Source organism: Ruegeria sp. BHSA162, from assembly GCF_059613385.1.
Map to the genome: position 1 here is coordinate 39,114 of NZ_JBXWSK010000009.1, position 14,726 is coordinate 53,839.

Annotated in this window: 15 protein-coding genes; 11 read left to right on the top strand and 4 right to left on the bottom strand. The window is 61.6% G+C overall.

Going from position 1 to position 14,726, the window contains the following annotated elements; all coding sequences use genetic code 11:
• Positions 1-4 precede the first annotated feature (4 nt).
• The gene (gene hemN / locus AC2FM5_RS05045) at positions 5-1,360 is read right to left on the bottom strand and encodes an oxygen-independent coproporphyrinogen III oxidase (RefSeq protein ID WP_496734220.1); all 1,356 of its coding nucleotides are present in this window, start codon (positions 1,358-1,360) and stop codon (positions 5-7) included.
• Between the two features lie 61 nt (positions 1,361-1,421).
• Here hemN and fnrL point away from each other — a divergent pair, with 61 nt between their 5' ends.
• Positions 1,422-2,165 (top strand): transcriptional regulator FnrL, encoded by a 744-nt coding sequence (gene fnrL / locus AC2FM5_RS05050; RefSeq protein WP_170360914.1) that lies wholly within the window; start codon positions 1,422-1,424, stop codon positions 2,163-2,165.
• Here the strand turns inward: fnrL and AC2FM5_RS05055 are convergent.
• Positions 2,162-3,034, bottom strand: coding sequence for a LysR family transcriptional regulator (locus tag AC2FM5_RS05055; RefSeq protein ID WP_170365004.1), 873 nt, complete (start codon positions 3,032-3,034; stop codon positions 2,162-2,164). The two genes, fnrL and AC2FM5_RS05055, sit on opposite strands and share 4 nt — an antisense overlap.
• 98 nt (positions 3,035-3,132) lie before the next feature.
• Between AC2FM5_RS05055 and glyA the strand changes: the two genes are divergently transcribed.
• Positions 3,133-4,455 (top strand): serine hydroxymethyltransferase, encoded by a 1,323-nt coding sequence (gene glyA, locus AC2FM5_RS05060; protein ID WP_496734223.1) that lies wholly within the window; start codon positions 3,133-3,135, stop codon positions 4,453-4,455.
• 58 nt (positions 4,456-4,513) lie between these two features.
• Complete coding sequence (locus AC2FM5_RS05065; RefSeq protein ID WP_093964328.1) at positions 4,514-4,768, top strand: GlsB/YeaQ/YmgE family stress response membrane protein; 255 nt, start codon at positions 4,514-4,516, stop codon at positions 4,766-4,768.
• Positions 4,769-4,819: 51 nt separating this feature from the next.
• Here the strand turns inward: AC2FM5_RS05065 and AC2FM5_RS05070 are convergent, their stop codons facing one another.
• Positions 4,820-5,659, bottom strand: coding sequence for a universal stress protein (locus AC2FM5_RS05070; RefSeq protein WP_170342393.1), 840 nt, complete (start codon positions 5,657-5,659; stop codon positions 4,820-4,822).
• A gap of 196 nt (positions 5,660-5,855) precedes the next feature.
• On the opposite strand from AC2FM5_RS05070, the gene ccoN reads away from it, so the two are divergent.
• The 4 genes from ccoN to ccoP are packed head-to-tail and all read left to right on the top strand — an operon-like array spanning position 5,856 to position 9,263.
• On the top strand, positions 5,856-7,463 hold the full coding sequence (ccoN, locus tag AC2FM5_RS05075) for a cytochrome-c oxidase, cbb3-type subunit I (RefSeq protein ID WP_093964421.1): 1,608 nt from the start codon (positions 5,856-5,858) through the stop codon (positions 7,461-7,463).
• Between the two features lie 14 nt (positions 7,464-7,477).
• On the top strand, positions 7,478-8,206 hold the full coding sequence (ccoO, locus tag AC2FM5_RS05080; RefSeq protein WP_093964330.1) for a cytochrome-c oxidase, cbb3-type subunit II: 729 nt from the start codon (positions 7,478-7,480) through the stop codon (positions 8,204-8,206).
• Between the two features lie 11 nt (positions 8,207-8,217).
• Positions 8,218-8,403: a cbb3-type cytochrome c oxidase subunit 3 gene (locus AC2FM5_RS05085; protein WP_093964331.1), complete on the top strand. Its 186-nt coding sequence runs from the start codon at positions 8,218-8,220 to the stop codon at positions 8,401-8,403.
• Complete coding sequence (gene ccoP, locus AC2FM5_RS05090) at positions 8,400-9,263, top strand: cytochrome-c oxidase, cbb3-type subunit III (protein WP_496734227.1); 864 nt, start codon at positions 8,400-8,402, stop codon at positions 9,261-9,263. Before AC2FM5_RS05085 ends, ccoP begins: the two co-directional genes overlap by 4 nt.
• Positions 9,264-9,413: 150 nt before the next feature.
• On the opposite strand, the gene AC2FM5_RS05095 is transcribed toward ccoP, so the two are convergent.
• The gene (locus AC2FM5_RS05095; protein ID WP_170364352.1) at positions 9,414-9,575 is read right to left on the bottom strand and encodes a hypothetical protein; all 162 of its coding nucleotides are present in this window, start codon (positions 9,573-9,575) and stop codon (positions 9,414-9,416) included.
• 99 nt (positions 9,576-9,674) lie between these two features.
• Here AC2FM5_RS05095 and AC2FM5_RS05100 point away from each other — a divergent pair, with 99 nt between their 5' ends.
• The 4 genes from AC2FM5_RS05100 (at position 9,675) to AC2FM5_RS05115 (ending at position 14,723) form a co-directional block, all read left to right on the top strand.
• Positions 9,675-10,550: a LysR family transcriptional regulator gene (locus AC2FM5_RS05100; protein WP_496734230.1), complete on the top strand. Its 876-nt coding sequence runs from the start codon at positions 9,675-9,677 to the stop codon at positions 10,548-10,550.
• Between the two features lie 101 nt (positions 10,551-10,651).
• Positions 10,652-12,079, top strand: a complete 1,428-nt coding sequence (gene ccoG, locus AC2FM5_RS05105) for a cytochrome c oxidase accessory protein CcoG (protein ID WP_170391110.1) — start codon at positions 10,652-10,654, stop codon at positions 12,077-12,079.
• A 3-nt stretch (positions 12,080-12,082) separates the two neighbouring features.
• A complete protein-coding gene (locus AC2FM5_RS05110; protein ID WP_170364356.1) occupies positions 12,083-12,541 on the top strand; it encodes a FixH family protein in 459 nt (152 codons plus the stop codon).
• Positions 12,542-12,545: 4 nt separating this feature from the next.
• Entirely contained in the window at positions 12,546-14,723 is a 2,178-nt protein-coding gene (locus tag AC2FM5_RS05115; RefSeq protein WP_496734233.1) for a heavy metal translocating P-type ATPase, read from the top strand.
• Positions 14,724-14,726: the final 3 nt, after the last annotated feature.

Below are 14,726 nucleotides of genomic sequence, written 5' to 3' on the forward strand. Positions count from 1 at the left end.
GTCGTCAGATCGCCGAGCTGTGGCCCGCCTTGCTCAGGTCATAGGCGTCGAAGGTGCGGGCGATCATCCGGGTCAAGGCGCGCGCCTCGGGCGGGATGAACAGCCCGTCATCGGTGATTTGCAACAACCCGTCGAAGGCGTCATTGGCGCGCTGGTACATCGCCTTCAGCTCGGCCGCCGAGATGTCGTGGTCGCGCAGGATCTCGGCCGTTTCGATGCGGAAGTCGCACATCAGGGCCTCGATCAGGCGGGCGCGCAGAATGTCCTGATCCTTGAACAGATGCCCGCGCGAGGTCGAGAGCCGGCCATCGCGCACCGCTTTGGTATGGGCCGACGTGGCCGGTGCATTCTGCGCATAGCCCTGCGGGAAGCGCGAGATCGAGCTGGCGCCGACGCCAATCAGAACCTCGGCCTGGTCGTCGGTATAGCCCTGGAAGTTGCGTTTCAGCCGCCCGGCCTTCAGCGCGTGGGTCAGCCCGTCATCCTTGGTGGCGAAATGATCGATGCCGATTTCTTCGTAATTGTCCCACAGGAACAGACGGCGCGCGGTGTCGAACAGATCAAGCCGCTGTTCCGGCGTCGGAAGGGCGTCGGACGGGATCAGCTGCTGGCGTTTCGCCATCCACGGCACATGCGCGTAGCCATACAAGGCCACCCGGTCGGGGTTGAGGGACAGCAGCTTCTGCACGCTTTCGGTCATCCGCGCCTTGGTCTGGTGCGGCAGTCCGTACAGGATGTCGGCGTTCAGGCTGGGCACACCGCGCTCGCGGATCATGTCGATCGCCTCGCGGGTGGTTTCATAGCTCTGGATGCGCCCGATGGTCTTCTGGATCTCGTCGTCGAAATCCTGAACCCCGATCGAGGCGCGGTTCATCCCGGCTTCGGCCAGCGCATCCAGTCGAGCGGCATCCACCTCGTTGGGGTCGATCTCGACCGAGAATTCCGCGTTGGGTCCAAGTGGGACGATGCCCAGAATATGCGCAGCCAGTTCACGCATCAGGTCGGGGTTCAGCAGCGTGGGCGTACCCCCGCCCCAGTGCAGGCGCGACAGGGTCACCCCGCTGGGCAGGCGCGCGGCCAGCAAGTCCAGCTCGGCCTTGAGGACATCGACATAGGCGATGACGGGGTTGTCGGTCTGGGTGCCCTGAGTGCGGCAGGCGCAGAACCAGCACAGCCGGCGACAGAACGGCACATGGACATAGAGCGAGATCGAACTGCCCGGCCGGATGGCGGAAATCCAGTCGCTGAACATGTCGGGCCCCACGTCATTGCTGAAGTGGGGGGCGGTCGGATAGCTGGTATAACGCGGTACCTTCGCGTCAAATAGTCCGAGCTTTGCCAATTGAGGTTTTACTATCATGACGACACCGGTATAGGCTCGACGACCAGAAAACCTTGACCGAGATCAAGTGGACGCGCGCATGACACTTAATACCCTCGTTGACCACTCCAATTGCGAAGATTGCCCAATTCGGCATCGAGCCGTCTGCGCGCGCTGCGATGCGGACGAGTTGGTCGCGTTGGAAGAAATCAAGTATTACCGCAGCTTCGAGGCCGGTCAGACGATCATCTGGTCGGGCGATCAGATGAATTTCGTAGGCTCGGTTGTGTCCGGGATCGCGTCTCTGACCCAAACCATGGAGGACGGGCGCACCCAGATGGTGGGCCTGCTGCTGCCCAGCGACTTCGTAGGGCGGCCGGGGCGCGACTCGGCGCCTTATGACGTGCAAGCGACCACCGACGTGGTCATGTGCTGCTTCCGCAAGAAACCGTTCGAGGACCTCATGGGCAGCACGCCGCATATTGCCCACCGCTTGCTGCAGATGACGTTGGACGAGTTGGACGCGGCGCGTGAATGGATGCTGGTTCTTGGCCGCAAGACCGCGCGAGAGAAGATCGCCAGCCTGCTGTCGATCATCGCACGCCGGGATGCGTCTGCCAGCCAGAAGGGCTCATCCGGCCCCATCGTCTTCGACCTGCCGCTGACCCGCGAGGCGATGGCCGACTACCTTGGTCTGACGCTCGAGACCGTCAGCCGTCAGATTTCTGCGCTTAAAAAGGATGAAGTGATCCTGCTGCAGGGCAAGCGCCACGTGACCGTTCCGGATATCGGCCGCCTGATGGAAGAGGCCGGGGATGATTCGGACGGCGGGTTTCTGGTCTAAGCGGTTTTTCTGAGCCACTCGACGACGCGCCCGACCGGTGTCTGCGATCGGGCGGCACGTGGCGACCACAGCTTGAGCCTGTCGGGAAGAGTGACCACCGTTTCGAACGGAGCCACCAGTCGACCGCTGTCCAGATGCGGCTGAACCAGCGCCTTGTGTCCCATCAACACACCCGCACCGTTCAGCGCTTCTTCGACGGCCAGCGCGTACAAAGAGAAAACCGGCCCGCGGGGTGTGAACGCCCATCCGGGTCGCGCCGCGGCCACCCAGGTTTGCCAATCGTCGAACCAGGTAGAGTCGGACAGGCAGGTCACATTCGCCAAGTCCTCGGGCGTAGTCAGGCGACGCGCCAAGGCCGGCGCGCAAATCGGAAAGATGGCGTCTTCGGCGATGGGGTCCCCCAAGTCACCGCCGAAAAACAGGTAGATGTCGAAGGGCGCGCGCTTGAGGTTGGGCGGGGTTTCCTCGGCCGTGAGCGAAACTTCGATTTCCGGCTCTGCGGCTCGAAGTTCGGGCAACCTTGGCGACAGCCACAGCTGTGCAATCGAGGGCAGCGTCACGATATGCACCACCTGCGGCTGTGCCTGGGCGCGCATGGCCAATGTGGTTTGTCCCAGGGTGTCGAAGGCCTTGGTCAGGTCCGGCAATGCCTTCTGTCCCAGCGCGGTCAGGGCAACGCCTCTTGCGGTGCGCTCGAAAAGGGGCGCACCCAGTTCGTCTTCCAACGTTTTGACATGGGCTGACACCGCGCCTGCGCTGACGCCAAGTTCCGTAGCCGCGGCCGAGAATCCTCCCAGGCGGGCTGCGGCCTCGAACGCACGCAGCGCGTTCAGGGGCAGGGGCTTGGGGCGCGGTGGAGCAACGGGCATGGATTTAGGCTCAATTTTTCTGACCCTAATTTTTCGCAAAACTGATTTGCGCGCAAGTCAGGATCTTTGCATCGTTGGCCGCAAAGACGGAGGATCAGATGCAGCACCTTGCTCACCGTGCCTGGGTTCCGGGCCACTGCGAAAACCTTGTTCAGACCATCGCCCAGAAGGTTGCCGACAGCAGCTCGGAGGCGATTGAGGCCCGGATCGACGCGCTGATCGCGCGAAACTCGGATATTCACGATGCCGAGTGTTTCAATCTGAACCCGGCGACAAATGTCATGAATCCGAGGGCCGAGGCAGCACTGGCCGCGGGTCTGGGCAGTCGTCCATCTTTGGGCTATCCGGGCGACAAATACGAGATGGGTCTCGAGGCCATCGAGGAGATCGAGGTGATCGCGGCCGAGCTTGCGGCCCGCGTGTTCAACGCGCGATACGCCGAAATCCGAGTGGCATCCGGCGCCTTGGCTAATCTGTATGGCTTCATGGCTTTGACACGGCCGGGCGATACGATCATCGCGCCTCCGGCAGCGGTCGGCGGGCACGTGACCCACCATGAGGGTGGCTGCGCAGGGCTTTATGGTCTGCAAACGGTCAATGCACCAGTGAATGCGGACGGGTACAGTCTGGATCTGGCCGCTCTGCGCGACATGGCCAAAACGCACCAGCCCCGGTTGATCACCGTCGGTGGCTCGCTGAACCTGTTTCCGCATCCTGTGTCGGCCGTGCGCGAAATTGCCGACGAAATCGGGGCCAAGGTTCTGTTCGATGCGGCCCACCAATGCGGGATCATCGCCAGCGGGGCTTGGGCGAACCCGTTGGATGAAGGCGCGCATCTGATGACGATGAGCACCTACAAAAGCCTGGGCGGCCCTGCGGGTGGACTGATCGTCACCAACGACGCCGAAATCGCAGAACGGCTGGACGCCATCGCATTTCCTGGAATGACAGCCAATTTCGATGCCGCGAAATCGGCGGCTCTGGCAATCTCTTTGCTGGACTGGGTCGACTTCGGGCCGGCCTATGGGCAAGCGATGATCGATCTTGCGCAGGCAATGGCCAGCGAGATGGAAGATCAGGGATTGCCAGTGTTCAAAGGGGCTGGTGGAGCCACCACCTCGCACCAATTCGCGCTGAAGGCCGCCGACTATGGGGGCGGGCAGGCGGTGTCAAAACACCTGCGGCGGGCTGGGTTACTGGCATGTGGTATCGGTTTGCCGATCGCCCCGGTTGCGGGTGACATGAACGGATTGCGGATCGGAACGCCCGAGTTGGTCCGGCGGGGCGTGACCCCCGAACATGCCGGAGAACTTGTGGCCCTGTTCGCCGAGGCGCTGTCGGCCGATGATCCCGCATCGGTCGCGCCCAAGGTGCGGGATCTGCGATCCGGGTTCCAGGGGATGCACTACGTTCGTGCGTGACCCAACGGCCCGGCCGTGTTCTAATGTCTTTGCGTGAAACAATATTCAGGAGCAAGGCATGGAATTCAGTAGCCTATTGGCAATGCTGATCATCGGCGCGATCGCGGGCTGGTTGTCGGGCAGGATCATGAAGGGCCGCGGCTTTGGCGTGATCGGGAACATCATCGTCGGGATCGTTGGCGCTTTTCTCGCCGGAACGATTTTTCCCGCGCTCGGGTTTTCCGTCGGCGGCGGTATGGTGTCGTCGATCTTCTTTGCAACGATCGGAGCCGTCATCCTTCTGTTCCTGATCGGTTTGGTCAAAAAGGTCTGACGAAAAAACCGCCCCTTCCGGGGCGGTTTTTTGTTTTGCTGTGCCCGCAGTTCAGTGGGCCAGGAATACCGGAACCGAGGACTGTTCCAACATGTTCCGTGTCGCGCCACCCAGAATGGCCTCGCGGAACCGCGAGTGACCATAGGCGCCCATCACGATCATGTCGGCTTCGACGTCTGCGGCGTGACGGTTCAGAATGTCGGACACACGCGTCATCGTCTTGCTCAGCACGTCGATTTCGCATTTCACGCCATGGCGAGACAGCATTTGCGACAGCATACCGCCCGGGTCCGAGCGATCAGGGCCGTGACGCGGCGGATCGATCACAACGATCCGGGTCAGCTCGGCCGCTCGCAGGAACGGCAGCGCGCGCCGAATGGCATTCATCGCCTCGACACTCTCATTCCAGCCGATCAGCACCGTCCGAGGGCTGGCGAACGGTTTCGCGTCATCCGGGACCACCAGAACCGGGGCGTGACCCTCGAACATGGCGGCTTCGATGATCGGTTCGGCCTCGGCGCCGCGATCTTTGCCATAGGGCTGCGGCAAAACGACAAGGTCCGAGAAACGGGCCCGATGCGCGACGTGCCGACCCAGGTCGGCGATCTGCGCCACGCCGTTTTCAGCGGACCAGCGTACGCCTGACTTGCCCAGGAAATCCTCGGCAAAGGCAAGCACTTCATCGGCCTCGGCATTTGCACGCTTCAAGGTCTCCTGAAGGATCAGGGCGTTTGCGCCCGCGTAGTAGTAGCCGGTCTGGCTACGGTCGACACCGAGGCACAGCGCTTCGGCATGGCCGTCCTGCGCTTCTGCCAAGGCGACCAACTGGGCCAGAGCCGGCTTGGCAAATTTGGTTTCCGTCATGACGGTGAGAAGAGATTTATAAGCCATTTCGACCTCGTGTTTCGGGTTCTGAAACCTGTGCGACCAGGTAACCCATTCATTTGCTTATGCCTGTCACAGTTTTCAGGCTATTGTCTTGATGCAGATCAAAGCAGCATTGGTTGTGCATGGATCATACAGCAACCAGTCAACGAAAGCTCTATGCGGCACAAGAATCGCCCGGAGCATGGCAAAGGGACGCAATATGTCGAATTACATCAAGCTGATCGCGCTTGGTCTGGTCGTGCTGTTCGCAGCGATCGGATCCAACTATGCGCGGGATTTGGCGTATCAGGTGCACGCGATACTGGTGATGCTCATCGCCGGTGGCCTGTTCATCTGGACGCTGCGAAACACGGATGAGCCGGATATTCTTGTCGATCGTTCGGGTGAGTACATGGATGGCGTGATCCGCTATGGCGTGATCGCAACCGCTTTTTGGGGTGTCGTAGGGTTCCTGGTGGGAACCTTCATCGCGTTCCAGCTGGCCTTTCCGGTGCTGAACTTCGAATGGGCGCAAGGGCTTCTGAACTTTGGCCGGTTGCGCCCGCTGCACACATCAGCGGTTATTTTCGCGTTTGGCGGCAACGCCCTGATCGCCACATCCTTCTATGTCGTGCAGCGCACGAGCGCCGCGCGTCTGTGGGGCGGCAACCTGGCCTGGTTCGTGTTCTGGGGCTATCAGCTGTTCATCGTTCTTGCCGCGACCGGCTATGTGCTGGGCGGGACCCAGTCCAAGGAATATGCCGAGCCTGAATGGTATGTGGACCTGTGGCTGACCATCGTCTGGGTGGCCTATCTGGCCGTGTTCCTGGGGACGATCGTCAAGCGGAAAGAGCCCCACATCTATGTGGCGAACTGGTTCTACCTGGCGTTCATCGTCACCGTCGCGATGCTGCACCTGGTCAACAACATGACCATTCCGGTCAGCATCTGGGGTTCGAAATCTGTCATCGTCTGGTCTGGTGTGCAGGATGCCATGATCCAGTGGTGGTATGGGCACAACGCCGTGGGCTTCTTCCTGACCGCGGGCTTCCTGGGCATGATGTATTACTTCATTCCCAAGCAGGCCGAACGCCCGGTCTTCAGCTACAAACTGTCGATCATCCACTTCTGGGCGCTGATCTTCCTGTATATCTGGGCTGGTCCGCACCACCTGCACTACACCGCGCTGCCTGACTGGGCCTCGACGCTGGGCATGGTGTTCTCGGTCGTGCTGTGGATGCCTTCGTGGGGTGGCATGATCAACGGCCTGATGACCCTGTCGGGCGCTTGGGACAAGCTGCGTACCGACCCGGTCATCCGCATGATGGTGATCTCGGTCGGCTTCTACGGCATGTCCACCTTCGAAGGTCCGATGATGTCGATCCGCGCGGTGAACTCGCTGTCGCACTACACCGACTGGACCATTGGTCACGTGCATTCCGGCGCGCTGGGCTGGAACGGCATGATCACATTTGGTGCGCTGTACTTCCTGGTGCCGGTTCTTTGGAAGCGCGAGCGTCTGTACTCGCTGCAGATGGTCAGCTGGCACTTCTGGCTCGCCACCATCGGTATCGTGCTCTACGCCGCGTCGATGTGGGTCACCGGTATCATGGAAGGCCTGATGTGGCGCGAAGTGGATGCCAACGGCTTCCTGGTGAACTCGTTCGCCGACACCGTGGCGGCCAAGTTCCCGATGTATGTGGTGCGTGCGCTGGGCGGTGTTCTGTTCGTCGCTGGTGCGCTGATCATGTGCTACAACCTGTGGATGACCGTCCGGCGGGCTCCGGCCAAAGAGGCCAGCCTGACCGTCGCGGTCCCGGCTGAATAAGGAGGGCCGGAGCAATGGCAATTCTCGACAAACACAAGATCCTCGAGACCAACGCGACCCTCCTGCTGATCTTCAGCTTCCTGGTCGTGACCATCGGTGGCATCGTTCAGATCACCCCGCTGTTCTACCTTGAGAACACAATCGAGAAGGTGGAGGGCATGCGCCCTTACACCCCTCTCGAGATGGCGGGGCGTGAGATCTACATCCGCGAAGGCTGCTATGTCTGCCACAGTCAGATGATCCGCCCGATGCGGGACGAAGTCGAACGCTATGGCCACTACTCGCTGGCGGCCGAGTCGATGTACGACCACCCGTTCCAGTGGGGGTCCAAGCGCACCGGGCCGGATCTGGCCCGTGTGGGTGGCCGCTACTCGGATCAATGGCACGTGGACCATCTGCGTGATCCGCAATCGGTGGTGCCGGAATCCGTGATGCCGAAATACGGCTTCCTGGAAAACCGCAAGATCGACGGCCGGTATATCGGTGACATCATGGCCACCAATGCGGTTCTGGGCACGCCTTATACGGACGAGATGCTGGAAAACGCAGTTGCCGATTTCCGGGCGCAGGCCGATCCGGACAGCGACTATGACGGGCTGCTGGAGCGTTATGGCGAAAACGTCAACGTGCGCAACTTCGATGGTCAGCCGGAACTGACCGAAGCCGATGCGTTGGTTGCATATCTGCAGATGCTGGGAACGCTGGTCGACTTCTCGACCTTCACCCCGGATGCAAGCCGCTAAAGGAGGGTGTGATGGAAGAATACACGATCCTGAGGCAATTCGCGGATAGCTGGATGCTGCTTCTGTTGTTCGCCTTCTTTGTCGGCATCGTCATCTGGGTGTTCCGCCCCGGTGCCAGCAAGGAATACAAGGACACCGCAAACATCCCGTTCCGGCATCAAGACAAACCCGCCACATCCGAGGAGGCGCGGAAATGAGCAAGACACCTGAAAAACAGCCGGGTGATCCCAAGACGACTGGCCACTCGTGGGACGGAATCGAGGAATTCGACAACCCGATGCCGCGTTGGTGGTTGTGGACCTTCTACGCGACCATCTTCTGGGGTGTGATCTACACGATCATGTATCCGGCGTGGCCGCTGGTGCAATCTGCAACCGCCGGTGTGCTGGGCTGGTCCTCGCGCGAGCTGGTGCAGAAGGAGATGGTTTCGTTCGAAGAGGCCAACGCTCCGTGGAACGCCAAGCTGGTCGAGACACCGCTGGATGATATCGCCAAGGATGCCGAGCTGCAGCAATATGCGGTCAACGCCGGTGGCGCCGTGTTCCGCACCTGGTGCGCGCAGTGCCACGGTTCGGGCGCTCAGGGCGCAAAGGGTTTCCCGAACCTTCTGGACGACGCCTGGCTGTGGGGCGGCACCTTGGATGACATCGTCACCACGGTCAGCTACGGCATTCGCAACGAAGAAAGCGACGACGCGCGCTACTCCGAAATGCCGGCATTCGGCGAGATCCTCGAGCCCGAGGAAATCACCCAGGTCGTGCAATATGTGATGTCGCTGACCAACGCCCAATCCGACGATGCTGCGGCGCAGGCGGGCAAGGTTGTCTACGAGGACAACTGCGCGGCCTGTCACGGCGAAGACGGAAAGGGCGATATCGCGCAGGGCGCACCGAACCTGACGGATGCGATCTGGCTGTATGGCGGCGATGAGAAAACGCTGACCGAAACGGTGACCTACAGCCGGTTTGGCGTCATGCCCCCCTGGGACACGCGTCTGACCGAGGCGCAGATCCGCGCCGTGTCGGCCTATGTCCACCAGTTGGGTGGCGGTCAATAAGATCCGAGAACACCTTCGGGCGGCGTGCCGCCCGAAGGCCTAGGTGCCGGCTGTTCCATCTGTTCGCGCGTTTCCTGAACAGCCGGCACCGCATTTTCCGAAAATAGTGCTGACAATGGCCCCGGTCTAGCGCGGGCACGCAATCTGATCCTAAAGGTTGCGCGGATCCAACTCGCGGCTCTTGCTGACCCACCAGTGTCCGGCGGGCAGCCATCTTTTCCTTTTTGGCGCATTCGGTTTGGGCGCGTCGCGCAGCTTGGGGGCGTTCAGCCGCGTGGCGGTCATGAAGGAAGCAGCGTAGATGTTCAGCATGGTCTTTCTCCTGATGCGATGAACTCGGGTTCCAGCATCGGCTCTTGACCGGATATTTGCGACTCAATTACCGTGTTCATATGTAAGCAGAGGTTACATATGGACTGGCTGAACCTTCCGCCACTATCGGCGCTACGGTCTTTCGCTGCATTCGCCGAGCACAGAAACATCGTCAAGGCTGGCGATGCGTTGAATGTAAGTCATGCCGCCATAAGCCAGCAGTTGCGCGCGCTTGAGGCGCATATGGGCGTGACCCTGTTGGACCGGTCGGGCAAGACTCTGGTCCTGACGTCGGATGGCGAACACCTGGCCCGTAGCGTTCAGCTGGGGTTTGGCGCCATCCATGCGGCGGTCTCGGACTTGGTGCGCGCGGGAGAGGATCGGCCGGTACACGTCTCGCTGACCTCCTCATTTGCTGCTTCATGGCTGATGCCGCGGCTGCCGATTTTCCGGTCGGATCACCCGGGGATCGATCTGACCTTGGATCCGTCACCGGAACTGGTCGATCTGCGCCCCGGCGGGGTGGATGTCGCGATTCGATACGGGGCAGGCGATTGGCCGGGCGTCCGGTCCGAGATGTTGTTGAAAACCCCGATGGTCATCGTTGCTGCGCCCAGTCTCTTAGGGTCCAGATCCGAGTGGTCGCCGGCTGATCTGGCCCGTTTGCCGTGGCTGGAAGAGGTGGGCACGACCGAAGCCAGCACATGGCTGGCACAACATGGGGCGGCCATGGACCCAGGCGCCGGACGGACCAGTCTGCCGGGCAACCTGGTCCTTGAGGGCGTTCGCGCGGGGCAGGGGGTCACGGTGACGGTGCGACATTTGGTCGAACGTGATATCGTGGCCGGAAGACTAGTTGAACTTCATGTCGCACCGGACGCCCGAGGCTACCACATCGTGATGGCGCAAACGCCGCAGAGAAAGGCGGTGAAGACGTTCGTCGGGTGGCTGAAACGCCAAGCGAACCAGGTGTGACAAAAGGTGTCTGCGCGATGCGCTTTTGACCCATGTCAAAGTTGTTCGGTGTATGATCTGGAACAAGTCGCCCGACAAACAGCAAGATCCGGAGCCATGCCGTGAGCGATCACACCCCAGCCCCCAGCCTTTACGCCGCAAGGGAACCGATCTTTCCACGGCGCGTTTCCGGCAAGTTTCGGAACCTCAAATGGATCATAATGGCCGTCACGCTTGGCATCTACTATGTGACGCCGTGGATCCGGTGGGATCGGGGGCCCAGCCTTCCGGATCAGGCGGTGCTGCTGGATCTTGCGAACCGCCGCTTTTACTTCTTCTGGATCGAGATCTGGCCACACGAATTCTACTTTGTGGCCGGTCTGCTGATCATGGCCGGCTTGGGCCTGTTCCTGTTTACGTCGGCCTTGGGGCGGGTGTGGTGCGGCTATGCCTGCCCACAGACGGTTTGGACCGACCTTTTCATTCTGGTCGAGCGCTGGATCGAGGGCGATCGAAACGCCCGCCTGCGCCTTCATCGTCAGAAGAAGCTGGATTTCCGCAAGGCTCGCCTGCGATTGACCAAATGGGTGGTCTGGTTCCTGATCGGTCTGGCGACCGGCGGGGCCTGGGTGTTCTATTTCGCGGATGCGCCGACCCTTGCGCGGGATCTTGTGACCGGCAACGCTCATCCGATCGCCTATACCACCATGCTGGTTCTGACCGGCACGACCTTTTTCTTCGGCGGGTTCGCGCGCGAGCAGATCTGCATCTATGCCTGTCCGTGGCCGCGAATTCAGGCGGCGATGATGGACGAGGACACACTGGTGGTTGGCTACCGAGAATGGCGGGGCGAGCCGCGCGGCAAGGGCAAACGGACGGCCGACTCTGAACTGGGCGACTGCATCGATTGCATGGCCTGCGTCAATGTCTGCCCGGTCGGAATCGACATCCGTGATGGACAACAGCTGGAGTGCATAACCTGCGCGCTGTGCATCGATGCCTGCGACGACATGATGGCCAAGATCGGCAAGCCGCGCGGTCTGATCGACTATATGGCGCTCAGCGACGAAACGCGTGAACGCGCAGGCCAGCCTCCCAAGAACGTGTGGAAGCACATCCTGCGGCCCCGGACGATCATGTATACCGCGCTTTGGTCGCTGGTGGGTTTTGGCCTGCTGTTTGCGTTGTTCATCCGGTCGGATATCGATCTGACGGTTGCGCCGGTGCGCAATCCGACATTCGTGACCATGTCCGACGGTTCGATCCGCAACACCTACGACGTGCGGTTGCGGAACAAACATGGCGAAGACCGCCTGTTCAAACTGTCTCTGGTCGGTGACCCAAGCCTGCAGGTTCAGATTGAAGGAACGGAACTGGATACGGTAAACGTAACTGCGGACACGGCACAGTTGACCCGGGTTTACATCGTCGCCGCGAAAGATACAGCGCCCGCATCGGCGGAAACGACACCGGTCCGGATCTGGGTCGAAGACCTGCAAAGCGGCGAGCGCGCCTACAAGGACACCACGTTCAACGGGCGGGGGAACTGAACCATGGCCGAGCGCAAATTCACCGGAAAGCACGCTCTTGCGGTTTTTGTCGGGGCCTTCGGGGTCATCATCGCCGTCAATCTGGTGCTGGCATACAAAGCAGTCGCGACATTTCCCGGGCTCGAGGTCAAGAACTCCTACGTTGCCAGTCAGGAGTTCAACGAAAAGCTGCAGGAGCAGCAGTCTCTGGGCTGGGATGCAGACGTGGAAACCAAGGGCGGCCTGCTGATCCTTCGCATCACGGATGCGCAAGGCGTGCCTGTGCGGGTGGCCGAGCTGCAAGCCGTGGTCGGCCGCGCAACTCATATGCGCGAGGATTTTTCGCCGGACTTCACCTTTGATGGTGTGGCGTATTCCACCCCGGCGACACTTGGAAAAGGCAACTGGAATGTCCGTATCGTCGCGCGCGATGCGGACGGCGCGGAATTCAGTCGGCGCATTCCGTTGTACATCAAGGGTTAGGCCGATGTCGTCGCAGGTGACATCCGGGACCGCAGCCTGTCCGGGCTGCATCGCGGCCCCGGCGGAACCGGCCAGGCCGGTACCGGTCGACGTTCAGATCGCGCTGTCACTGCCGGGCATTCATTGCTCGGCCTGTATTGCCAATGTCGAACGTGCGTTGAACGCGCACCCCGGCATACAGGACGCGCGGGTCAACCTGACGCTCAAGCGCGCTCTGATCAAGGCGGGCCCCGAGGTTCGGGCAACGGACCTGATCCCGGTCCTCGATCGGGCCGGGTACGAGGCGCATGAGCTGGATCCGGGTGCCCTGTCAGCCACGCAATCAGACAAGGCCGGACGAGACCTTTTGATGCGGCTCGCGGTCGCCGGCTTTGCATCGATGAACGTGATGCTGCTGTCAGTGTCCGTCTGGTCCGGCGCCACTGACGCGACGCGCGACATGTTTCACTGGATATCGGCGGCCATCGCCCTCCCGGCCATTGCGTTCTCGGCCCAACCGTTTTTTGCCAACGCGTGGAGCGCGCTGCGTGTTCGCCGCCTGAACATGGACGTGCCGATCGTTCTGGCAATCCTGCTGGCCTTGGTCACTTCGCTTTGGGAAACGGCGCTGAGCGGTGAGCACGCCTATTTCGATGCGGCTTTGACGCTGACGTTCTTTCTGCTGGCGGGGCGCTATCTGGATTACCGCACCCGTGCCGCGGCCCGCTCCGCCGCCGAGGAGCTGACAGCCCTCGAGGTGCCGCGCGCCATCCGTCTTGTTGACGGGGCCGAGCGCGAGGTCGCTGTTGCCGAACTGGCCGTCGGTGACCTGATCCTGGTGCGACCAGGGGGGCGGATGCCGGTGGACGGCAAGATCGTGACCGGTGAATCCGAGTTGGACCGGTCGTTGCTGACCGGTGAAACCCTGCCGGTATTTGCCCAGCCGGGAACACAGGTCAGCGCGGGTGAGGTCAACCTGACCGGGCCGCTGACCATTCAGGCAACGGCGGTGGGCGAAGAGACTTCGCTGCACCGCATGGCAGATCTTGTGGCCATCGCGGAATCCGGGCGGTCGCGCTATACGTCCTTGGCGGACAAGGCGGCCAAGCTGTATGCCCCCGGGGTTCATATCCTGTCCGCACTCAGTTTCGTTGGCTGGTACATCTATTCTGGCGATCTGCGCACAGCTCTGAACATCGCCGCCGCTGTGCTGATCATCACCTGCCCCTGTGCGTTGGGGTTGGCGGTTCCTGCGGTCACCACCGCAGCCTCGGGGCGGCTGTTCCGCAAGGGGATGCTGATCAAGGACGCCACCGCGTTGGAGCGGTTGGCCGAGGTCGACACCGTAGTGTTCGACAAGACCGGAACGCTCACATCAGGCGCGCCTCAACTGGTCAACGGTGGCGAACACACAGGCCGTGAGATCGAGATCGCTCTGGCCTTGGCACAGGCTTCGGCGCATCCGCTGGCGGTCGCCCTGACCCGGGCCGCTCGGGCCGAGGGGCACACCCCGGCCGAGGTTGAAAACGTCACCGAGATTCCCGGTCGCGGGACCGAAGGCCAGTTTCAGGGGCAACTCGTGCGGCTGGGCCGAGCCGAATGGGTGGGCGCGACGGAAGGTGATTACACCGCGGCTTGGTTGGCGGTGGGGGACGATCGCCCGGTCGAGTTCCGCTTTGCCGACTCATTGCGCCCCGGCGCCGCCGACGCGGTCGCGGCTTTGCGCGATGCGGGCAAGGACGTCATCCTCATGTCCGGGGACACGACCAACGCCGTGAAAGCTCTGGCCGAGAAGCTGGGGATCGAGACCTGGATCGCGCGGGCACTGCCGCAGGACAAGGCGGGACACATTCAGAAGCTGGCAGACCAAGGCCGCCGGGTTTTGATGGTCGGTGACGGGCTGAACGACACAGCCGCGCTGGCGGCGGCCCATGCCTCGATCTCTCCGGCTTCGGCACTGGATGCGGCCCGTGTGGCTTCGGACATCGTTCTGCTAGGCAATGACCTGTCGCCGATCGCCGATGCCTGCCATACTGCTGTCCGGGCGACGCAGCGCATCCGCGAGAATTTTCAGATTGCGACGATCTACAATGTCATCGCGGTGCCTTTGGCCGTTGCCGGCCTTGCGACGCCCTTGATCGCGGCCTTGGCGATGTCCACATCGTCGATTACCGTATCCCTGAACGCTCTGCGCCTGAGGTGATCC